We start from the raw sequence: 20,455 nt of genomic DNA on the forward strand, positions 1-20,455 counted from the left end.
GAGGGGTCGTTCGTGACCGAAAGTCTCTCCCCCGCCGGACGTGGCCTGCGGTGCGCACCCGGGGTCGCTGTGTCGGGACCCGTGATGACGGATACGCGTTACCGGGATACTCCCTCTCGCCCGATCAGGATACAGGCTCCGGACACGGTGCTCGGGCGGTGAGACGATCCTCGCGCTGCGCACACTGACACGGTGAGAGACAATTCGGAGGATGGGGATGCCCGACGACGACTCGCCCAGCGCCACCACCGGTGACGCCGCGCTCGTGGCCCTGGCCGCAGGCGGGAGCGAACACGCCTTCCGCACGCTGTACCGGGCTTACGTGCGCCCGGTGTACTGGCTGGCGCACGGCCTGGTCGGCAACCCCGCCGACGCCGAAGAGGTCGTGCAGGAGACGTTCCTCGTGGCGTGGCGCAAACTGCCGGGGCTCGAGCTCGCAGGAGAATCGCTGCTCCCCTGGCTCGCGACGATCTGCCGCTTCCAGTCGGCCAATCGCGTCCGGCGCCAGCGCCGTGACCGCGAGCACACCGCAGCCGCCGCCGACGAGACGCTGCCGGCGACCGTCGACGTCGAGCAGCAGGTCATCGACGCCGGCCTCGCCGAGGCGATCATGCGCGAGGTCGCCGGACTCGGCGACCTCGATCGCGCGATCTTCCGGCTGTGTGCGACCGAGGGCTACGCCTATCAGGCGGCAGCCGACGAGCTCGGCGTCGCCCACGGAGTCGTCCGCAATCGTCTCTCCCGCATCCGCACGCGTCTGCGGACCGTCGTCAAGGAGAGCACATGAGCACCTCAGCCCCCGAGCCCGGCACCCACGTTCCCCTGCCCGAGCTCAGCCCGCAGCGGATCGACGAGATCGAGACCGCTCTCTTCGCCGACATCTCCGCCGAGCGGACGCGTCAGACCTCTCGAGGCCGACGGCGCCGCGGCCTGTGGATCGCGAGCGGTGCGGCCGCTGCGGTCGTCGCGGTCGCGGCGGTGATCGCACCCTCCGTCGGCTCGCTCGTGAACGGCCCGGTGGGCGGCACGGCCGACGAGGCGGCGGTCGCCCCGGCCGGGCCCGCCGGCTCCGAGGCCTTCACCCAGGAAGATTCGGGTGCGGCCGGCTCCGACGCGCGCGATGCGGCACTCAGCCCGCTCACCACGGAGAGCGGCGTCGAGGGCGCCACCGCCGACCGCGACATCATCACGACGGCCTCCGCAACGGTGTCGGTCGACGACGTCGATGCCGCCACGCGGGCGATCGGCAACTCCGCCGTCGCGCACGGCGGCTACATCGAGTCCCTGAGCATCGGCAGCGACGGCACCGTGTACCCGATGGCCCCCGGCGACGGCGGCGTGGTCTACGACTCGATGCCCTACCCCGCGCCCGCCGACGGCGCCTGGATCACCGTCCGCGTGCCCGCCGACCAGCTGCAGTCGGTCGTCGACGAGCTGGACGATGTCGGAAAGGTGACCGCGACCAGTGTCAACCGGCAGGACGTCACCGAGCAGACGGTCGACCTCGAAGCGCGGATCGACGCGGCGCAGGCGTCGGTCGATCGCCTCACCGACCTGATGGCGCAGGCGCAGAGCGTCGCGGATCTGATCGCCGCCGAGACGGCCCTCTCGGAGCGCCAGGCACTCCTGGAGTCCTACCAGCAGCAGCTGGAGATGCTCGACGATCAGGTCGCGATGTCGACGCTGTCGGTCTCGGTGACGCCGCGGGTCGAGACCGTGACGGCCGATCCCGCGGGATTCGGCGACGGACTCGCCGCCGGGTGGAACGGCCTCGTCGCCACTCTCAACGGCATCGTCGTGGCGCTGGGCTTCCTGATCCCCTGGCTCGCCGTGGCGGCGCTCGTCGGCCTCATCGTGTGGGGCATCGTGCGGCTCGTGCGTGGGCGCCGTCGTCAGCGGGCGGATGCCGCGTCCCGCGCGGCACGTTCCGCCGCGGCGTCCGCGGCCCCCGAGCCGCGCGACGGCGTCGATAGCCTGGGCCGGTGACACGCAGCAGATTCCCCGCATCGGTCTACGGGGCGGGCGCCGAACCGGACGCCCGCTTCAGCCTGGCCAACGAGCGGACCTTCCTGGCGTGGAACCGCACGGCGCTCGCGCTGATCGCCGGTGGCGTGGCACTGGAGGCGCTCGGCCTCGACCTCCAGCCGGGACTGCGGCTCGCGGCATCCCTCCTCCTCATCGCGGCCGGGCTGATCGTGCCCGTGCTCGCGTGGCGGGAATGGGCGCGGACGGAGCGGGCGCTGCGGGCGGCGTCGCCGCTGCCCGGCTCTGCGACCAGCATCGCGCTGGCGGTGACGATCGTCGTGGTCGGCGTGCTCGTCCTCCTCGGAGTCGTGCTGCGGTGAGCGGGGGCCGGCTCTACGATCCGGGACTCCAGCCGGAGCGGACATCGCTGGCGTGGCGACGCACCGCGCTGGCCATCGGCGTGGGCTCCCTCATCGCCCTCCGCGTGCTGCCGGCCATCGCCGCATCGCCGGAGCTGTCGGGGTGGTGGCTGGTCCCCGGCATCATCGGGCTCGGCTTCGCCGTGCTGCTCTGGCTCGCCGCGCAGGCGCGCATGCGCGGGCTCAACGCGGCGCTCCTCGACGACAGCCCCGACCGATTGCCGGGCGCCGGCCTGCTCGTGGCCCTGACGCTGTTCGTCATGGGGTGCGCGGCCGTCTCGGCGGCGCTGACGCTGCTCGCCGTCTGGTCCTGACCGGCTCGGCGGAAAAGACGAAGCCCCCGGATCCTGTCGGTTCCGGGGGCTTCGTGGTGGTGACCCCAGCGGGATTCGAACCCGCGTTACCGCCGTGAGAGGGCGGTGTACTAGGCCGCTATACGATGTGGCCGCACAGCGCGCCGCAGCGTATGCTGCGACGGTGTTGCCTGGCTGGTGACCCCAGCGGGATTCGAACCCGCGTTACCGCCGTGAGAGGGCGGCGTACTAGGCCGCTATACGATGGGGCCGCACAGCGCGCCGCAGCGTATGCTGCGACGTTGTTGCCTGACTGGTGACCCCAGCGGGATTCGAACCCGCGTTACCGCCGTGAGAGGGCGGCGTACTAGGCCGCTATACGATGGGGCCGCACAGCGCGCCGCAGCGTATGCTGCGACGTTGTTGCCTGACTGGTGACCCCAGCGGGATTCGAACCCGCGTTACCGCCGTGAGAGGGCGGCGTACTAGGCCGCTATACGATGGGGCCGTTCAGGCAACCGTTCGATTATGCCACGCCCCGCATGCCCGCTCCAAATCGAGACGGCAGCGCCCCGGGAGCCCGCCGGACGCTTGCCTGCGACCGGCCGGAGCGCTTGACTCGACCCATGCGAGTCACGAAGTTCGAGCACGCCGCGCTGACCCTCTTCAACGCCGGGAAGACGGTCGTCGTCGACCCCGGATCGTTCACCGCGCCGCTGGGAGAGCTCGAGGGGGTCGTGGCCATCGTGATCACGCACGAGCACGGGGATCACTGGACGCCGGACCACCTCGATCGGATCCTCAGCACCTTCCCCGGCACGCCGATCTTCGCCCCCGAGGGCGTCGCGCGGGCCGCCTCGGACTACGACGTGACAATCGTCCATCCGGGCGATGTCGTGGAGGTCGACCCGTTCCGGCTGGAGTTCTTCGGCGGGCGGCACGCGGTGATCCACGAGTCGATCCCGGTGGTCGACAACGTCGGCGTGCTGGTGAACGACGAGTTCTACTACCCCGGCGACTCGTACGCGGTTCCCGAGGGCAGGGACGTGAAGCTGCTGGCGGCTCCCGTGGGCGCCCCGTGGCTGAAGATCGGCGAAGCCATGGACTTCGTGCTGGCGGTCGCCCCGCGCCGCGTCTTCGGCACCCACGACATGACCCTGTCGGTCGCCGGCCGCGACATGGGGCGGGTGCGGCTGGGATGGGCGGCGGAGCAGGACGGCGGCGAGCTGGTCACCCTCGACCCGGGGGACGGCACCGACGTCTGATACGTCGGCCGGACGCGGACGACGGATGCCGCAGCGGCTTCGACCCGCGGCATCCGTCGTAGCGGTGTGGTCCGGCACGGTCGCCGGACGCGGCTCCTACTGTGCGTCGAGGTCGGTCTCGAGCAGCTCGACGAGGGCGTCGAGCGCCTCGTCGGCGCCCTCGCCCTCGGCCTTGAGGGTCACCACGGTGCCCTGCGAGGCACCGAGGCCCATGAGGGACAGGATGCTGCCGGCGTTGAGGTCGGTGCCGCCCTCGACGGCGATGGTGACCGGAACGGACTGCGCCTGAACCGCCTGCACGAAGAGCTTCGCGGGGCGGGCGTGGAGGCCCGAGCTGCTGGCGATGGTGGCCTGACGTTCTGCCATGGTTCTCTCCTGTCTCCGCCGGACCGCTGGGGGTCGACGATCTCGATTCTGGCGGACGACGACCTCAGGCCGCCACCATCACCCCGGCCTCGGCCTGCTCGAGCTCCTTGCGACCCACCCACTTCTTGAGGGCGATGACCGCCAGCGCCGAGACCACCGTGCCGGCCACGACGGCCACCAGGAAGCCCCAGAACGGGTTGATGGCGAAGAAGACGAAGATCCCGCCGTGCGGCGCGAGGGACTGCACCCCGAACGCCATCGTCAGTGCGCCGGTGACCGCACCGCCCACCATCGAGGCGGGGATGACACGCAGCGGGTCGGCCGCCGCGAAGGGGATGGCCCCCTCCGAGATGAACGCCGCTCCGAGCAGCCATGCGGCCTTGCCGTTCTCGCGCTCGACCGGCGGGAAGAGGTCGCGCGCCAGCAGCGTGGAGGCGAGCGCCATCGCGAGCGGCGGCACCATGCCCGCGGCCATCACGGCCGCCATGATCAGGTACGGCGTGGTGTTGTCGGGTGACGCGGCCGCAAGGCCCGCGACCGCGAAGGCATAGGCCACCTTGTTGATCGGTCCGCCGAGGTCGAAGCACATCATGAGCCCGAGCACGATGCCCACGGCGACGATGCCGGCGCTGCCGGCGAGCTCGTTCAGCCAGTCGGTGAGCCAGACCATCAGCGTCGCGATGGGGCGGCCGAGGAAGAGCACCATGAGGCCGGACGCCACGATGGACGCCAGCAGCGGGATGATGGCCACCGGCATGAGGCCGCGCAGCCAGCGCGGAACGCGCCACGTGCCGATCCACCAGGCGGTGACACCGGCGAGCAGACCGCCGACGATGCCGCCGATGAAGCCGGCGTTCATCGTCACGGCGATGGCACCGGCCACGAAGCCGGGGGCGATGCCCGGCCTGTCGGCGATCGCGAAGGAGATGTAGCCGGCCAGCGCCGACACCAGGAAGCCCATCGACGCGGCGCCGATCGCGAAGGCGACCGAGCCCAGATAGAGGCCGAGACCGCCCTCGGGCAGGTCCCACAGCGAGTTCTCGACGATCACCGTCGTGGCGTTGTTCGGTGCCGAATAGTCGTCGCCGAAGAACAGGAAGCCGAGCGCGATCAGCAGCCCGCCGCCCGCGACGAACGGGATCATGTAGCTCACGCCGGTGAGGAGGATCCGCTGGATCCGCGCGCCCCACGACAGCGTCTCGGCCGGAGCAGCGGCCGTCGCGGACGCCTCGCCGCCGACACGCGCCGCGGACGGGTCCTTCGCGGCGGCCAGCGCCTCGGCGATGAGCTGTTCGGGCTGCTCGATGCCCCGCTTGACGCCCGAGCGCACGACCGGCTTGCCCGCGAAGCGCTGCGGCTCGCGGACGTCGACGTCGGTGGCGAAGATCACCGCGTCGGCGCCCTGGATGACGTCGGCGGGCAGCGCCTGGTAGCCGCTGGAGCCCTGCGGCTCGACGACGAGGTCGACGCCCGACTTCCGGCCGGCGGCCGTGAGCGCGTCGGCCGCCATGAAGGTGTGGGCGATGCCGGTGGCGCACGCGGTGACGGCCACGATCCGCGCGGGGCGACCGTCGACCGTGAGGCCCGGGGCGGGGGCGGCGGCCGCGGTCGCGGCGGCGGCGGGCGCCGTAGACGCCGCCGGCGCCGGCGCAGGACGCGCGGGGGCGGCGTCCGTCTCGCCGATCGCCGCCTGCACGATCGCGACGACGTCCTCGTCGGTCGCGGCGGCGCGCAGCCCCGACGTGAACTCCTCCTGCATGAGGCTCCGTGCGAGCTTCGACAGCACCGCGAGGTGGGCCTCGGCGGCGTCGGCGGGTGCCGCGATCAGGAAGACGAGGTCGGCGGCGCCGTCGGGCGCGCCGAAGTCGACGCCGGGATTCAGACGCGCGAACGCGAGCGACGGCGTGGTGACCGCCGGGCTCTTCGCGTGCGGGATCGCGATGCCGCCGGGAAGCCCGGTCTCGTCCTTCTCCTCGCGCGCCCAGGCGTCGGCGAACAGCGCGTCGGCGTCGGTCGCGCGGCCCTGCGCGACCACGCGTGCCGCGAGCGCGCGGATGACGGCGGACTTGTCGGCGCCCAGCGGCGCGTCGAGGCTCACCAGGCCTGGAGTGATGGTGTCGGTCACGGTGACCTCCTGGGTCGTGAGTGGATGGTTAGGCGAGACGGGTGACCGGCACGTCGCCGGTAGGCAGATCCGCCGGGGCGGGCGCCTGTGTGCCGGGAAGGGATGCCGCGGCCGCCCCGTAGCGCACGGCCAGGCGCAGCCGTTCGTCCGGGCCGGCACCGCGGGTGGCGGCGAGGACGTAGCCGGCGAGCGAGCTGTCGCCCGCGCCGACTGTGCTGACCACCTGGATGGGCGGCGGACTCGCCGCCCAGGCGCCACCCCCCTCGACGAGGAGGGCGCCGCGCGCGCCGAGCGTGACGAGGGCGGCACCCGCCCGCGCCGGCACGATCGAGCGGGCGATGTCGGCGATCGCGCCGGCATCGGCGTGCTCGATGGTCGTGCCGGCGAGCTCCGAGAGCTCGTCGTCGTTCGGCTTGATGAGGTCGGGCCTGCCGTCGGCGACCACGGCGGTGAGCGCGGGACCCGACGTGTCGACGGCGATGAGCGGGGCGGCGTCGCCGTGCGCGGTGCGCACGGCGCGCATCGCCCTGACGTAGAAGTCGTCCCCCGCGCCGGGCGGCAGCGAGCCGGCGAGCACGAGCCAGCGGGCGCCGGCGGATGCCGCGACCACCGCGTCGATGACAGCGCCGACTTCGTCGGCCGACAGCTCGGCACCCGGCAGGTTGAGCTTCGTGGTGACGCCGGCGGGGTCGGTGATCGCGAGGTTGGCGCGGACGTGACCGGCGACGGCGACCCGGTGCGTGTGCAGGGCGGCCTCGCGCAGCGCGGCGGCGAACGGGTCGCCGATGGCCAGGGGCAGCACCGCAGTGCACTCCTCCCCCGCGGCCGTGATCGCGCGCGCGACGTTGATCCCCTTGCCGCCCGCGTCCTCGCGGGCCGAGGCCGCGGACTGGACGTCGCCGACCTGCAGCGCGGCCGGGAGCATCACGGTGCGGTCCAGCGACGGATTGGCGGTGAGCGTGACGATCATGCGAGCCAGACCTCCACATCGGCCTCCGAGAGGGCGGCGGCGAGTTCGGCGTCGGGCGGGGCATCCGTCACCAGCACGTCGATATCGGACAGCGGCGCGAACCCGACCAGGAGTTCGGCTCCGAGCTTCTCGGCGTCGGCGACCACGATCACGCGGCGCGCGGACTCGACGATCGCGCGCTTGACCGCGGCCTCGTCGGGGTCGGGGGTGCTGAGGCCGAACCCGGCCGACACGCCGTTGGTTCCGACGAACGCGACGTCGGGCCGCAGCGCGCCGATCGCGCGGACGGTGTCGGCGCCGACGGCGGCGGCCGTCAGTCCGCGGATCCGGCCGCCGATCAGAGAGAGCGAAGCCCCGGGCACCCCCGCCAGCGAGTAGCCGAGCGTCAGTGAGTGGGTGACGACCTCGATGCGCGCGCCGGCGAGGCGAGGGGTCAGTGCCGCGGCGACGGCGCCGGTCGTCGTGCCGGCGTCGAGGAAGAGGGATCCGCTGAAGTCGGCGCCGAGGGCGTCCAGGGCCCGGTGACCGATCGCGGTCTTGGCACCGCCGTGGTGCTCGAGGCGCTCGGCCAGCGACGGCTCGCGGGTGCTGGCACGCTCACGCGTCACCGCTCCGCCGTGAACCCTGCGCAGCGCGCCGCGGGTCTCGAGCTGATCGAGGTCGCGGCGGATGGTCTCCGTGGTGACCTCGAAGCGGTCGGCCAGCTCGACGACGCTGACACGGCCCTGTGAGGCCAGGAGGAGCTCGATCTGGTCGTGTCGCTCCGTCGCGTACATGTGGACACCCTTCATCGGATTCACACACAATACAACACATTCCAACATGAACACAAGCATCCAACCGACACGCGAGTATCTTCGGACCGTGCCAGACAAGCCCAGCGCCGAGGTCGCCATCGACGCCCCGCTGATCCGCCGGCTGCTGGCCGCGCAGGCGGAGGGACCGATCCCCGGTGCCCAGGCCATGGCTCTGGCGAAGGTCGCGGAGGGCTGGGACAGCGAGGTGTGGCGACTGGGCGACGACTACGCCGTGCGGCTTCCGCGGCGCGCCCTGGCGGCGCCGCTGGTGCGGCACGAGCAGGCGGTGCTCGCGGGCATCGCCGCGCGCCTGACCCCGCTGGGCGTGCGCGTGCCGGCCCCAGTGGTGCACGGCGTCGCCGGCGACGGATATCCGTGGGCGTGGTCGGTGGTGCCGTGGATCCACGGCGAACGCGCGCTCGACGTGGACGTCGCCCATCGGACGTCGTGGGCCCCCTTGCTCGCGCAGGTGCTCGGGAGGCTGCACACCCCGGCGCCCGCCGACCATCCCCTGAACCCCTTCCGCGGCAACCCGCTGTCCACGCGCACCGACGCGGTCGAGGGCCGCGCCCGCGACCTGCGGAGCCGCGGCACGCTGGACGCAGCATCCCTCACCGCCCTCCTCGGCGTCTGGCGAGCCGGTGTCGCTGCCACCCCCTGGCAGGCGCCGCCGGTCTGGATCCACGGCGACCTGCATCCGGGCAACCTCGTCGCCCGCGATGGCACGCTCGCGGGGGTCATCGACTTCGGCGACGTGACCGCCGGAGACCCCGCCTACGACCTCGCCGTCGCCTGGCTCGCCTTCGACGCCGCGGGCCGCCGCCGGTTCATCGAGGCCGCCACCGGGTACGACGACGACGTCTGGGTGCGCGCCCGCGCGTGGGCGGCCGCCGTCGCGCTCATGCTGCTGGCCCACAGCGACGACAACCCCGACTACTTCGCGTTGGGACGGGATGCCGCGGCCGAGGTGCGCTCCGACACGCGGGCGTGACGCCGGGCATCGGACGCCGGGTGCTGCGATCGTCTACCGGTTCGCGGCGGAGAAGTCTCCGCCGGTCTGCTCCAGGAGCGTCCGGGCCGCGGCGCGCCCGGACTCGACGAGCCGGTCGAACTGGTGGAACTCCAGGAAGCCCACGCCCATCGAGTGCGGCGTGACGACCCAGGCGCCGAGGCGCTGCGCGCCCGCGGCATCTCCGCCGTTGATCATGAACGTGCGCATCATCGTCTCGCCGAGCGGCGGGATGCGCACCGGAGGCGGCGGCTGTCCCGGTGCGGCAGGCGGCCTGCGGCTGCCGGCCGAGATGTTCACGGCGATGATCGGCCCCTCCGCGCGCTCGGTCACGGTGTCGACCGGGAGGTTGTCGAGCACGCTCCCGTCGATGAGCAGGCGTCCCTCGCTGACGATCGGCGTGAAGACCACCGGGATCCGCGAGGTGGCCCGCATCGCGTCCACCAGGGGGCCCGAGCGGTGCACCACGGCGGAGCGCGTGACGAGATCCGTGCTGACGCAGCGGAACCCGCGCGGAAGCTCCTCGATCCGCCAGTCGCCGTAGCTCCTGGCGAGCGAGCGCTGGACGCGCCTGCCGCGGATCAGCGAGGTGCGCGGCAGCCCGTAGTCGCCGAAGACGTCGTGCCGCACGAACTCGCGGTACGCCGCGTCGCCGACTTCGGCGGCGCTGACGCCCGTGGCGTAGAGGCCGCCGATGACGGCGCCCATGCTGGTGCCGGCGACGCGATCGACGTGGATGCCGGCCGCTTCGAGCTCGAGCAATATCCCGATGTGGGTCAGCGCCCGCGCTCCTCCCCCGCCGCAGACGAGGGCGAGGGAACGGCCGGCGAGCCGGTCGACGAGCCCCCGCATCCCGGTCGGAACAGACCCGCCGGCGAGATCGGCCCTCGTGACCTCGCTGAAGCGCCACGGGTCGACGGCGTCGAGCCACTCCTGTCGCGTGGCGCGCGCGGCGCCGGACGCCGCCGCGGCCACGAGGACGAGCTCGGGGCGAGCGGGCGAGCGCGGAGCGCTGTCCGGCGGGTCCTCGGCGGCGGCGACCAGCACGACCGTGTCGGCTTCCCGGGCGCAGCGCGCGGCCCACTCCTCGTCGTCTCCGGCGGCGACGAGCAGCACCAGCTGGTGCTCGCGCTCGGCGCGGTCGATCTCGTCGGGGGTGCGCGGCTCGTCGATGGCGGCGACGCGGAGATGAGCCGACAGCCCCCGCTGCAGCACGGTCGCGACCTCTCGAGCCGGCGCGCTCGCGGCCGTGCCGACGACGGCGACCAGGCTCGGGCGGGAGGCCCGCGGCGCGGTGGGCGGACTGGCGTCGGCGAGCTGGTGGGCCAGGGCCGTGACCAGCGCCGAGAGCGCCGCCGGGTCCTGCCCGATCGCGTCATCGAGCACCGTCCGCGGCACCTCGAGCACGCGGCAGTCGCGACGGGCGCGGATGGAGGCCGACCGCACCCCGCCGGTGAGCAGGGCGAGCTCGCCGATCACCGCACCCGGTCCGAGCTCGCGCACGACCCGGCCGCCGATCACCACCTCGGCACGACCGGCGAGGAGCACGAACATCGACGATGCCGGATCGCCCTCCTGCAGCAGCCAGTCTCCCGCCGGCACCGTCCGGTGGGGAGCGGTCTGCTCGATGCGCTCGCGGACAGCGGGCGGAAGCCGCGCGAACAGCGACTCTTCGACCGGCGGCAGCGTGCGACGCATCAGCACCGATCGCCCCGCGTCCGGCTGGTGCAGCCGCGAGGGATCGATCGGCTCGGCGCCCGCCTCGACCGCGGGAGGACGCACGCGACCCATGAACAGCGTGATCACCGCGCCCGCCACGAAGGACGCGATGCACAGCTTCCATCCGTCGCGCAGATCGTCCACGACCGTCAGGGCGGTCGGCGTGCCCAGGATCACCACCAGCAGCGCGACCCCGATGGTGCCGCCGATCTGCCGTGCGCTGGAGATGACCGCGGAGGCCGTCGCGTAGCGTCCGCCCGGCTGCGTGGCGAGCGTGGACGCCGCCAGCAGCGGCAGGGTCGCGCCCACCCCGACGCCGCTGATGATCTGGCCGGGAAGCCACTGCAGCCAGAAGTCGGGCGTGACCTCCACGACGGTGAGGTACCACACGTATCCCAGGGCCCACACGACGAAGCCCGCGGCGATGATCCACCGGTACCCGAAGCGCGCCGCGACCGGTTCGAGCAGCCCCGCCGTGATCGCGGCGACGATGGCGCCGGGCACGAGTGCGAGTCCGGCATCCAGCACGGAGTACTGCCACACGTACTGCAGCCACAGCACGTTGGTGAGCATGTAGGCGAAGAAGCCGACGCCGGCGACGAGCGTCACGATGTTGGCCACGAGGAACGGCCGGTTGCGCATCATCGCCAGATCCAGGACCGGAACGGGATGCCGCATCGAACTGGCGACGAACGCCGCGAAGAGCACGACCGCCCCCGCGACGACGAGCCACAGTCCGACGCTGGACGCGCCCCACTCGGAGCCCTTGATGATCGCGAGCGTCGTCAGTCCGAGCGCGCCGGCCAGGAGGACGGCGCCGCGAAGGTCGGGCATGCGGCGGCGACCGGGTGCACGGCTGTTGACGAGGAGGCCGCGGCCGAGCCACCAGGCGAGGATGCCGAGGGGAAGATTGATCCAGAACGCCCACCGCCAGCCGCCCGCTTCCACGAGCATGCCGCCGATGGGCGGTCCGAGACCGGCGGCGACCGCCGCGGCGGCTGCCCACAGCCCGACCGCCCGCGCACGCTTTCCGGCCGGTGCCCCGTCGATCACCACGGCCAGCGAGGCGGGCACGAGCATCGCGGCGCCGAGCGCCTGCACCACCCGGGCGAGCACCAGCACTTCCACCGTCGGCGCCGCCGCGCACGCCAGCGAGGCCAGGGTGAACAGTCCCACCCCGACGAGATACAGCCGGCGACGGCCCATCACGTCGCTGAGCCGCCCGAAAACGATCATGAACGAGGCGAACACGATGTTGTAGGCGTTGAGCACCCACGAGATGGTGCCGATCGACTCGTCGGGGAAGTCCTCCCGCATGCTCGGGAAGGCGATGTTCACGATCGTCGCGTCCAGGAACGCCAGCAGCGCCCCGAAAGAGGCCACGAGCAGCACCGTTCGTCCAGGGATCCGGCTGCGCCCCGCCGCCGGGCGCGATGCGTCCTCGTGCGTTCGGGAGCCGGTGTCCGCACGAGACTCGATCGCCATGTCGCCAGGATGCGCGAGCGCGCACGCCGAAACCTCAGTGATCTCACGGATCTTTTCTGCGCGTGCGCCCGCGAGGCTGGGAAGACCTGATCCGTCGAGGAGCCGTGCCATGTCATCTCAGCCGTTCCGTGCCGCTCGCCGCGTCGTCCTCGCCGTGGCCCTGGGAGTATTGGCGCTGCTGGCACCGCTGGGTGTCGCAGGGCCGGCCGTCGCGGCGCCCACGACGAAGCCCACCTCGATCAGCGTGACCGTCCGCACCGATCCAGGCATCGCGGCGCAGCTGAGCGGTGTGCCCGCGGCCTCGCTGCCCGCCGTCCTCGCCGCCGTCGGAACGCCGTTCGAGGTAGAGGTGTCGCTGTGGAACGGCACAGCCCCCGCCACCTACCCCACCCCCACCGGAGTGACTCTCAGCGCCCCCGGCCCGGGCCGGCTCGCGGTCGTCGAGGCGACGATCCCGGCGGGATCCTCCACCGCGACGATTCGCACGTCCTACTCCGGGGCGACGGCCGCGCTGCAGGTCTCGGTGCAGACGGTGAACAAGAAGTCCGTTCTCACCGCGGTGGCGGCATCCTTCCCCGTCGATCTCGCCCTGAACCTGCTGGACGGTCAGTCGGCAGCCCTCACGCAGGGAGTCGCGGGCGCCGACGGCAGCGGGTGCGCGACCGTCGATGCGTCGCACCCGATGTGCGGTGTGCTGGCGCTTCCCAGCGGCGCGAACGGAACGGTGGCGCTCTCACTCGGAGTCTGCCCCGCGGGTCAGAGCTGCCGCCCCGGCGCCCTGGTCACCCAGTTCCTCGCCGACATGACCGGCCTCTACACCCGCACCGCCCCCGCACGCATGACGATCGTGTGCGACAAGACGGTCTGCGGCCAGGGCGGCGCATCGCAGTTCCGCGCGCTGTGGTCCCAGTCGGCGACGGGGGCGCTGGCGACCACGCCCGCCTGTCCCGCGAAGGGTGTCATCGGCGCGGACCAGGAGTTCTGCACCGACACCGTCGCGAGCACCCGTGACAACGCCGGAGACCTCCACCTGGTGGTGCTGTTCCTCAACGACGTCCGAGGCACCATCAAGTAGGCGGACCGGCTCACCCGACGACGCCGAGCGAGTCGAGGACCCGTCGGGACGCCTCCCGCAGCTCGACGTCGTCGGTGACCTCGGCGAGTGCCAGGCGCAGGAGCGCCGGCTCGTAGCCGCCGTAGGTTCCGGTGGCCTGCGCAAGCCCGCGGTGGGCGGCCGCTGAGGCGGCGTCGGCGTCGCCCTGGGCGATCAGTGTGTGGGCGCGGATCCGGTGCAGGCGGGCCAGCGACTCCGTTGCCTTCGCCTCCGCCACCCCGATCGCCGACTCCAGGAGCTCGAGGGCCTCCTGGAGCCGGCCCGCGGCACCGAGCGACTCCGCATGAGCGGCATCCAGCAGGGCGACCTCCGTCGCGAGGTCGAGCCCCGCGAGCACGGCTCTGGCCTCGGCGAACATCGTCCAGGCGTGCGCGTGATCGCCGGTGCCGGACCGGGCCCGCGCCTGCTCGCGCAGGGCGAGCCCCACCAGCTCCTCGTCGTCCACCCGGCGGGCGAGCCGGAGCGCCGCGGCCAGCTCCGGCAGTGCCTCGCCGTGGCGGCGCTGCGCGACGAGCACGTCGGCCCTGTTGTACAGCGCCGTGGCCTCGTTCGCCTCGTCGCCGAGGCGGTGGAAGCTCGCGGCGGCGCGGCCGAACGCGTCGATCGCCTCGTTCCACCGCCCCTCGTTGTAGGCGTCGATCGCGAGGTTGTTCAGGGTGAGCGCCTGACCACTGAGATCGTCGAGCTGCTCGTACAGGTCCAGCGCGATCCGGCCGTACGGCCGGTCCTCGTCGACGCTCGAGGCGCCGTAGGAGAGATGCAGTGCGTTGCACGCGTTGGCCAGGACCTCCCGATCCCCCGAGGCCTCTGCCGAGGCCACACTGCGGAGTCCCCACCGCACGGCGGCGTCGTTGCGATGCTGCAGGTGCAGGCAGAACCCGTACCAGGTCGCGATCCGCGCGCGCACGCCGTGGGCGGCGGGACCGTCGACGCCGTCGAGCACCCGCAGCGCCCGCGTCAGCTGCGAGAGCGCCGCGCGGTAGCGACCGAGCCGCAGCACGATCCGCGCTTCCTTGTGCATCACGTCGGCCGTGGCCACCGCGTCGTCGCGCAGGTCGCGGCGCGCCCGGCGCAGCGCGGCGAGGGCGCCCGTGGCGTCGCCCGCCACGTCGAGGCAATCGCCGAGCGCGATCGCCGCCTCCGAGCGCCCGGCCGGAGCAGGCGACAGGTGTGCGGCGCTGTCGAGGGCCCGCGCGAAGAACACCGCCGCCTGGGCGTAGGCGTACTTCGCCCGGGCGTCTTCAGCGGCCTGCACGGAGGCGGACCACGCCTGCTCGTGGAGGCCCGCGGCGTGGAAGTGCAGGCTCAGCAGGTCGGGCCGGGCGGAGCGGTCGCCCGAGCTCTGGAGAGCCATCGCCACGCGTTCGTGCATGCTCCTGCGCATCCGGAAAGGCAGCCCCGCGTAGGCGACATCGCGCACCATGGCGTGGTGGAACTCGAGCTCGCCGCCCTCGCCCACGCGCACGAACTCCTGCAGGCGCACCGCGATGTCCTGCGGACTGACCGAGCCGGCCCCGACCATCGCCAGCGTCTCGGCCTCGAACCGCGGGCCCAGCACGGCGGCGAGCCGCAGCAGGGTGCGATCGGCCGGCGGAAGACGATCGATGTCGACGAGCAGGAGGGCCTCGACCGAATCAGGGAGACCGCCCTGCAGCGCCGCACCCCGCGCGCTCCCGGCCAGCGACGCGAGGAACAGCGGATTGCCCTGGGCCCGGTCCGCCATCGCGGCGAGCGTGTGACGACTCGGCGGGGACGCACCGCTGGCTGACTCGAGCAGTTCCCGCGCAGCATCCGGCGCGATTCCGGCGAGCGCGATCCGGACGTCGCCGTCGCCCCGGAGGGCGGGCACGTATCCCGAGGCGACGTCGCGTCGCGTGATCACGAGGACCCAAGGATGCCGCGGCACCACGCTCTCGAGATGCTCCAGGAGGGCGGCCGAGGCCTCGTCCATGAGGTGGGCGTCTTCGACGACCAGCAGCAACGGCGTGCGCAGGAGCGCCGCGAGGAGGTCGGTCGTCACCGCTTCGATGCGGCCGCGGCGGAATCGCGGATCCAGCTCGTCGACCTCGCGCGTCGACGGGACATCCGCATCCACCACGGCCGCCAGCAGCGGCAGCCAGGGAAGCAGCTCCGGGGCGTCGTCCCGCACCGTCGCGGTGAGGAGCGCGCCGGCCGCGTCGGGCAGCTCGTGCAGGCTGATCCCGACGATTTGGCGCACGAGCATCCCCACCGTCGCGTAGGGGCTGGCCGTCTGGTACGTGCTCGCGGACACCGTCACCGCGCGCATCCGCTCCGGCGTGGCCATCTCTGCGACGAGCCGCGATTTGCCGATGCCGGCCTCCCCCACCACGTCCACGACCGATCCGCGGCCCGCCGCCACCGACGCCATCGCGGCCGCGAGCGTCGCCGACTCCGCCTCCCTGCCGACGAATCGCGGCGCGGCGTCGTCGCGCCCGCTCCGCGCGCGGGCCACCACGACCGCGTGCACCGGCTCCCGTTTGCCTTTCACCGCGAACGGCGCCAGCTGCTCGGCCTCGAACGCACGGTGCGCGCCGGCCATCGCCCTCTCGGTCGCCACCAGCTGACCGTCCTCGGCGCGACCGAGCAGGCGCGCGGCGAGGTTCACCGCATCACCCTTGATCGAGTAGGTGCGTCGTGATGCGGGACCGATCTCCCCCGCGAACACGTGACCGGCATTCACTCCGACGCGGATGCCGAGCGTCCCTCGGAAGTCCGCGATCTCACGGGCGGTCCGCAGCATCCGCTCCGCGTCCCGGCCCGCGCTGCGCGGGGCGCCCGCCGTGAGCATGACCTTCGCCCCGTCCACCGCGATGTCGGATTCGAAGAACGTCGCGCCGTGCCGCAGGCACGCCCGCTGCACGGCGATGACGGCCGCCTCGACCGCCGCCGTCGCCGCAGCACCGCCGTCGTCCCGGTCACGCAGCAGCGCGTCCACGCCGGTGATCTGGACGAATCCGATCGCCACCGGCCGGTGACCGGGTTCCGCTCCGCCGGCGCGGAGGTGCTCGCGGATGCCGGGGGGCAGGGTGCCGGCGAGGTCCACCGCCGATCCACCCGTGGGCTGCGTTGCAGGTGCGGGCGAGGCATCCACCCGGGGACTCGTGCGCAGCGCGCAGGCGGCCTGACCGCCGATATCCACCGCGGGACCGCAGAGACCTCTAGGCAGCCTCGCGGCGGCCGCGGTGCTCAGCAGGATCTGTCCCGCGGTGCACGCCTGCTCGACACGCGCAAGGCGGCTGATCCCGGGCCCGGCGACGATCAGCTCGCGGTGGCTGGCGGGATCGCCCACGAAGAAGAAGTCGAACCCCGCGTCATCGAGCACGTCCGAGTCGACGTCGGCGGTGTGGATGCCGATCGACATGCGCAGCGCAGCGGTCGTCGGCATGCCCGTGCGACGGGTTCGCACGAGGTCTCGGAGGGCCGCGCGCATCCGGTGCGCCGCGTGTGCGGCGCGTACGGTGTGGTTCTCGCCTCGGAAGAAGAGGAGCACCGCGTCCCCGCCCCACTTGAGCAGGTCCGCACCGTCGGCGAAGGCCGGTTCGAGCAGCGCGGCGAACGTCTCGTCGAGTGTGTCGCTGAGCAGCTCCGCGCCGATCCTGCCCTGTCGGGCGAGGCGCTCGGTGAGCCGGGTGAACCCGGAGATGTCGGCGAAGACCATCGTGCCCGGCAATCGCCGGTGTCGCTCGGCGGGCGCCGCGGTCAGCCAGTCCTCGACGAGTCGTGACGCGTACGGCGCCGCGGGATCACGAGACACCGCGCCTCCCGCGCTCTAGACTCTGCGCAAGAGTCACGGGGGGTCGCTGTGGGGGCGACAAGGGGACGAAGGCATGCATACGACGACGCGCCACGCCGCTGTGACGCCCGCGCGGCACAGCGTGTTCCTCGGCCGTGACCTCGAGCTCGCGCGGTTGGCGGAAGCCCGCGCGGCGGACTCGGGCCGGTTCTTCTTGGTGCTGGGCGAGGGCGGGATCGGCAAGACCACGCTGCTGGCGGCGGCCGTCGCACAGCTCCCGGCCGACCGGACCGTGCTCCGCGCCGCGGCCGACGAGATGAACCGGCGCAGGTCGCACGGGCTGCTGCTCGAGGCGCTCGCGCCGCTGCTCGGCGACGATGACCGCCGCCTCGCCGCCCGCCAGAACGAGCACGCCATCGGCGAGAGGCTCCTGTCGGTGATCGATGTCGCGGCGGCGGAGCCGACCGTGATCGTGCTCGAAGACCTGCAGTGGGCGGATGCCGCATCCCTCGGTCTGCTCGCACGCCTCAGCCGCACGCTCGAGCAGCTGCCGCTCGTGATCCTCGGTTCGATGCGCACGCAGGCGTCCCACGACGCCTCCGCCGAACTCGATCATCTGCTGAGCGTACTGAGCGAGCGCGGCAGATTGGTCGCCGTGGAGCTCGGCCCCCTGCCCCCGCGGACATGCCTCACTATCACGGAGCGGATGACCGGGGGCCGGGTCGGCGCGGTGCTCGAGCGATACGTCGGAGCAGCGGGTGGGAACCCGCTGTTCCTCACCGAGATGATCCGCGCGCTGCAGCGCGACGGCGCGGTCAGCATCAGCGCCGACGGCGAAGCCCTCCTGGACGCGCCCGCCGGGCCCTCCCCGTCGCTCGGCATGGTCATGATGCGTCACCTCAGCCACCTGAGCACTCCGACCAGAGAGCTGCTGACCACCGCTGCGCTGCTGGGGACGCGCTTCGACGTGGCTCAGCTGCGGATGGTCGCCGATCAGCCCATGAGCGCGCTGGTGCCGCTTCTGCGCGAATCGTTCGCCGCAGGCTTCCTCGAGGAGGCCGAGCCCGGCATCCTCGGGTTCCGTCACGAGCTCATCCAGGCGGTGCTGCTGCACGACCTTCCTGCGGCGGTGCGGGGCGAGCTGCACCGCGAGATCGCGATCCGGCTGGAATCGGCGCACGTGGCGCCGGCCACGGTCGCCGCTCACCTGCTGCAGGCCCCGGCGTCGCCCGAAGACCTCGAGTGGATGCTGGGCCTCGCCCAGAGCACGTCGGCGATCGCACCCGCGACGGCGGAGGAGCTGTGGGAGCGCGTCGCGGCGACGAGCGCCCCCGGGGATCCGGCACACCTCCAAGCGCTCGCCGGCCTCGCGCGGGCGGCGCTCAGCGCCGGCCGAGCCGCGCAGTCGAGCGCGCTCGCCGAGAGTGCGCTGCAGCACGATGTGGGTCCGGATCTTCTGCCGAGCCTCACCGCCACCTACACGCACGCGCTGATGCAGGAGCACCGCAACCACGCCGCACGCGACGAGGCGGAGCGCTACGCCGCATCGCTGGTGCTGGAACCCGGAGATCGCGCGGCTCATCTCGCGTTCGCCGGATGGCCGCGCTTCATGCTCGGCGACCTCCGCGGAGCCGAGCGGCTCGCGGGGGAGGGGGCCGCCATGGCGTCGGCGGCCGGCAACCACGGCGCGGAGGTGCTCGCACTCACGCTGCGGGGTCAGATCGCCGATCTGCGGGGTGACCTCGATGACGCGATCGCCCATCTGACGCGCGCGACGGAGCTCGCCGACAGATACGCCTCGTTCGCCACGATCGAGTCGTTCCCGCACGCACTCCTGGCGCTGGCGCTGGCGGACGCGGGCCGCACGACCGACCTTCTGGACCTCCTGCAGCGAGGACTTCAGATGTCGGAGGTGCTGGGCTATCGGACGGGTGTGCTCGCCGCACACGCGTTCGGCGCGCAGGTGCGCAGCCACCTCGGCAATCTGACCGACATCTCCGCCGAACTGGACGCCCACCGCGACCTGGTCGGCTCCATGGACGTGCGCATGAGCGGCCCGGTCCACGGCCTGCGTGCCTGCGTGGTGTCGCATCAGCACGGCGCCGAGGCCGCGCGAGAGTGGGCTGCGCTGCTCGATCCCCTCCCCGACCGGGCGCGGTGGGCCGGGCGCGGGCGGAGCTGGATCTGGCGGGGGCTGAGCCGGCCGCACCGATCGGATCGCGGCGACGCCGAAGTCTTCGCCGTGCTGTCGCGGGGCTGGCAGGAGCTGCGCGACGCCGACATGCTGATGGACTGCGCGGAGGTGGCGCTCGATCTGGTCGATGCCGCGGGGATGATGACGGATGCCGCGCCCCCGGCACGTGCCGCCGCGCGCGACCGGGCCCACGAAGTGGTCGACGTGCTGACGGACCTGGCAGATCGCAACCCCGGCGTCTCGCACCTGCGGGCCACGGCGCTGGCCGCAGAAGGACGCGCGACCGGCGGAGCGGATCTCCTCGTCGAGGCGACGCTCATGCTCGCGGACGGCCCTCGCCGTCTCGATCACGCCCGGATCGCCGAACTGGCGGCACAGGCCCTGCCCGCCTCGAGCGACGAACGCCGGGCACTGGCAGAAGCTTCCCTGCGCTCGTACTCCGACGTGGGCGCCGATCACGACGTCATCCGCGCGCGTTCCGTCTTCCGGCGCGCAGGGATCCCCATCCGCAACCAGCCGCGCACGCGTCCCACGTACGGCTGGGAGGCTCTGACCCGCACCGAGGAGCGCGTCGCGCGCCACGTGGCCACCGGCGCGACGAATCCCGAGATCGCTCAGTCGCTGAGCGTGTCGCGACGCACCGTGGAGACGCACGTGTCAAACGTCCTCGGCAAGCTGGGTCTGCGTTCGCGCACCGAGCTGGCCCTCTTCATCGCCCGGCGATCCGACGACCCGCGACAGCACGGCTAAGAGATCGATCCATCCGCAGAACGGCAGCGTCTCGCCGTCGTCCTCGACGTGACCCGCCGGCGGATCGCTGCTGTCGACCCAGATCTCGATGCGCACATCGTCAGCGTCACACCGCGTGCATCCCCGGCAGATCCGTGAGTTCACGGAACTTCCGGACCCTGCCGGGACGATCGCGGGACGGAAACGAAAAACCCCCGCTCAGCGGGGGTCTTCTCGTTGGCTGGGGTACC

14 protein-coding genes and 4 tRNA genes are annotated in these 20,455 nt (G+C 72.8%); 8 read left to right on the top strand and 10 right to left on the bottom strand.

Translation table 11 applies throughout. The features are described from left to right. Positions 1 to 217: 217 nt before the first annotated feature. The 4 genes from R8Z57_RS08880 to R8Z57_RS08895 are packed head-to-tail and all read left to right on the top strand — an operon-like array spanning position 218 to position 2,698. A complete protein-coding gene (locus R8Z57_RS08880; RefSeq protein ID WP_318353392.1) occupies positions 218 to 787 on the top strand; it encodes a sigma-70 family RNA polymerase sigma factor in 570 nt (189 codons plus the stop codon). After that, positions 784 to 1,986, top strand: coding sequence for a DUF4349 domain-containing protein (locus R8Z57_RS08885; RefSeq protein WP_318353393.1), 1,203 nt, complete (start codon positions 784 to 786; stop codon positions 1,984 to 1,986). Before R8Z57_RS08880 ends, R8Z57_RS08885 begins: the two co-directional genes overlap by 4 nt. Next, entirely contained in the window at positions 1,983 to 2,345 is a 363-nt protein-coding gene (locus tag R8Z57_RS08890) for a YidH family protein (RefSeq protein WP_318353394.1), read from the top strand. The genes R8Z57_RS08885 and R8Z57_RS08890 overlap by 4 nt, the downstream gene beginning before the upstream one ends. Beyond that, on the top strand, positions 2,342 to 2,698 hold the full coding sequence (locus tag R8Z57_RS08895; protein ID WP_318353395.1) for a DUF202 domain-containing protein: 357 nt from the start codon (positions 2,342 to 2,344) through the stop codon (positions 2,696 to 2,698). Before R8Z57_RS08890 ends, R8Z57_RS08895 begins: the two co-directional genes overlap by 4 nt. Before the next feature lie 57 nt (positions 2,699 to 2,755). Here the strand turns inward: R8Z57_RS08895 and R8Z57_RS08900 are convergent. The 4 genes from R8Z57_RS08900 to R8Z57_RS08915 form a co-directional block, all read right to left on the bottom strand. Further along, a tRNA-Glu gene (locus R8Z57_RS08900) sits at positions 2,756 to 2,831 on the bottom strand. A 42-nt stretch (positions 2,832 to 2,873) separates the two neighbouring features. After that, positions 2,874 to 2,949 (bottom strand) — tRNA-Glu (locus tag R8Z57_RS08905). A 42-nt stretch (positions 2,950 to 2,991) separates the two neighbouring features. Further along, positions 2,992 to 3,067, bottom strand: a tRNA-Glu gene (locus R8Z57_RS08910). A 42-nt stretch (positions 3,068 to 3,109) separates the two neighbouring features. Beyond that, positions 3,110 to 3,185 (bottom strand) — tRNA-Glu (locus R8Z57_RS08915). A gap of 118 nt (positions 3,186 to 3,303) precedes the next feature. Here R8Z57_RS08915 and R8Z57_RS08920 point away from each other — a divergent pair. Beyond that, the gene (locus R8Z57_RS08920) at positions 3,304 to 3,942 is read left to right on the top strand and encodes an MBL fold metallo-hydrolase (protein WP_318353396.1); all 639 of its coding nucleotides are present in this window, start codon (positions 3,304 to 3,306) and stop codon (positions 3,940 to 3,942) included. Between the two features lie 96 nt (positions 3,943 to 4,038). On the opposite strand, the gene R8Z57_RS08925 is transcribed toward R8Z57_RS08920, so the two are convergent. From R8Z57_RS08925 to R8Z57_RS08940, 4 genes are all read right to left on the bottom strand, one after another. Then, complete coding sequence (locus R8Z57_RS08925; RefSeq protein WP_318353397.1) at positions 4,039 to 4,308, bottom strand: HPr family phosphocarrier protein; 270 nt, start codon at positions 4,306 to 4,308, stop codon at positions 4,039 to 4,041. A 64-nt stretch (positions 4,309 to 4,372) separates the two neighbouring features. Beyond that, on the bottom strand, positions 4,373 to 6,433 hold the full coding sequence (locus R8Z57_RS08930; RefSeq protein WP_318353398.1) for a fructose-specific PTS transporter subunit EIIC: 2,061 nt from the start codon (positions 6,431 to 6,433) through the stop codon (positions 4,373 to 4,375). A gap of 28 nt (positions 6,434 to 6,461) precedes the next feature. Then, the gene (locus R8Z57_RS08935; protein ID WP_318353399.1) at positions 6,462 to 7,403 is read right to left on the bottom strand and encodes a 1-phosphofructokinase family hexose kinase; all 942 of its coding nucleotides are present in this window, start codon (positions 7,401 to 7,403) and stop codon (positions 6,462 to 6,464) included. Then, the gene (locus R8Z57_RS08940; RefSeq protein WP_318353400.1) at positions 7,400 to 8,179 is read right to left on the bottom strand and encodes a DeoR/GlpR family DNA-binding transcription regulator; all 780 of its coding nucleotides are present in this window, start codon (positions 8,177 to 8,179) and stop codon (positions 7,400 to 7,402) included. The genes R8Z57_RS08935 and R8Z57_RS08940 overlap by 4 nt, the downstream gene beginning before the upstream one ends. 88 nt (positions 8,180 to 8,267) lie before the next feature. On the opposite strand from R8Z57_RS08940, the gene R8Z57_RS08945 reads away from it, so the two are divergent. Further along, positions 8,268 to 9,191 carry an aminoglycoside phosphotransferase family protein gene (locus R8Z57_RS08945; protein WP_318353401.1) on the top strand — a complete coding sequence of 308 codons (924 nt, stop codon included), beginning with the start codon at positions 8,268 to 8,270 and terminating at the stop codon, positions 9,189 to 9,191. Positions 9,192 to 9,224: 33 nt separating this feature from the next. On the opposite strand, the gene R8Z57_RS08950 is transcribed toward R8Z57_RS08945, so the two are convergent. Next, positions 9,225 to 12,311, bottom strand: a complete 3,087-nt coding sequence (locus R8Z57_RS08950) for an MFS transporter (protein WP_318353402.1) — start codon at positions 12,309 to 12,311, stop codon at positions 9,225 to 9,227. 211 nt (positions 12,312 to 12,522) lie between these two features. On the opposite strand from R8Z57_RS08950, the gene R8Z57_RS08955 reads away from it, so the two are divergent. Beyond that, a complete protein-coding gene (locus tag R8Z57_RS08955; RefSeq protein ID WP_318353403.1) occupies positions 12,523 to 13,488 on the top strand; it encodes a hypothetical protein in 966 nt (321 codons plus the stop codon). Between the two features lie 10 nt (positions 13,489 to 13,498). Here R8Z57_RS08955 and R8Z57_RS08960 read toward each other — a convergent pair whose 3' ends face one another. Beyond that, the gene (locus tag R8Z57_RS08960) at positions 13,499 to 17,302 is read right to left on the bottom strand and encodes an AAA family ATPase (RefSeq protein ID WP_318353404.1); all 3,804 of its coding nucleotides are present in this window, start codon (positions 17,300 to 17,302) and stop codon (positions 13,499 to 13,501) included. A gap of 73 nt (positions 17,303 to 17,375) precedes the next feature. Here R8Z57_RS08960 and R8Z57_RS08965 point away from each other — a divergent pair, with 73 nt between their 5' ends. Next, positions 17,376 to 20,225 carry a helix-turn-helix transcriptional regulator gene (locus R8Z57_RS08965; RefSeq protein ID WP_318353405.1) on the top strand — a complete coding sequence of 950 codons (2,850 nt, stop codon included), beginning with the start codon at positions 17,376 to 17,378 and terminating at the stop codon, positions 20,223 to 20,225. Positions 20,226 to 20,455: the final 230 nt, after the last annotated feature.

This window comes from Microbacterium sp. M3 (assembly GCF_033548675.1).
GTDB classification, from domain to species: Bacteria; Actinomycetota; Actinomycetes; order Actinomycetales; family Microbacteriaceae; genus Microbacterium; species Microbacterium arthrosphaerae.

What these genes read in the sequence shown, in the direction of transcription:
- R8Z57_RS08965 (WP_318353405.1), top strand. Translation starts at nt 17,376, where the DNA reads ATGCATACGACGACGCGCCACGCCGCTGTGACGCCCGCGCGGCACAGC.
- R8Z57_RS08955 (WP_318353403.1), top strand. Translation starts at nt 12,523, where the DNA reads ATGTCATCTCAGCCGTTCCGTGCCGCTCGCCGCGTCGTCCTCGCCGTG.
- R8Z57_RS08885 (WP_318353393.1), top strand. Translation starts at nt 784, where the DNA reads ATGAGCACCTCAGCCCCCGAGCCCGGCACCCACGTTCCCCTGCCCGAG.
- R8Z57_RS08935 (WP_318353399.1), bottom strand. Translation starts at nt 7,403, where the DNA reads ATGATCGTCACGCTCACCGCCAATCCGTCGCTGGACCGCACCGTGATG.
- R8Z57_RS08940 (WP_318353400.1), bottom strand. Translation starts at nt 8,179, where the DNA reads ATGTACGCGACGGAGCGACACGACCAGATCGAGCTCCTCCTGGCCTCA.
- R8Z57_RS08920 (WP_318353396.1), top strand. Translation starts at nt 3,304, where the DNA reads ATGCGAGTCACGAAGTTCGAGCACGCCGCGCTGACCCTCTTCAACGCC.
- R8Z57_RS08880 (WP_318353392.1), top strand. Translation starts at nt 218, where the DNA reads ATGCCCGACGACGACTCGCCCAGCGCCACCACCGGTGACGCCGCGCTC.
- R8Z57_RS08925 (WP_318353397.1), bottom strand. Translation starts at nt 4,308, where the DNA reads ATGGCAGAACGTCAGGCCACCATCGCCAGCAGCTCGGGCCTCCACGCC.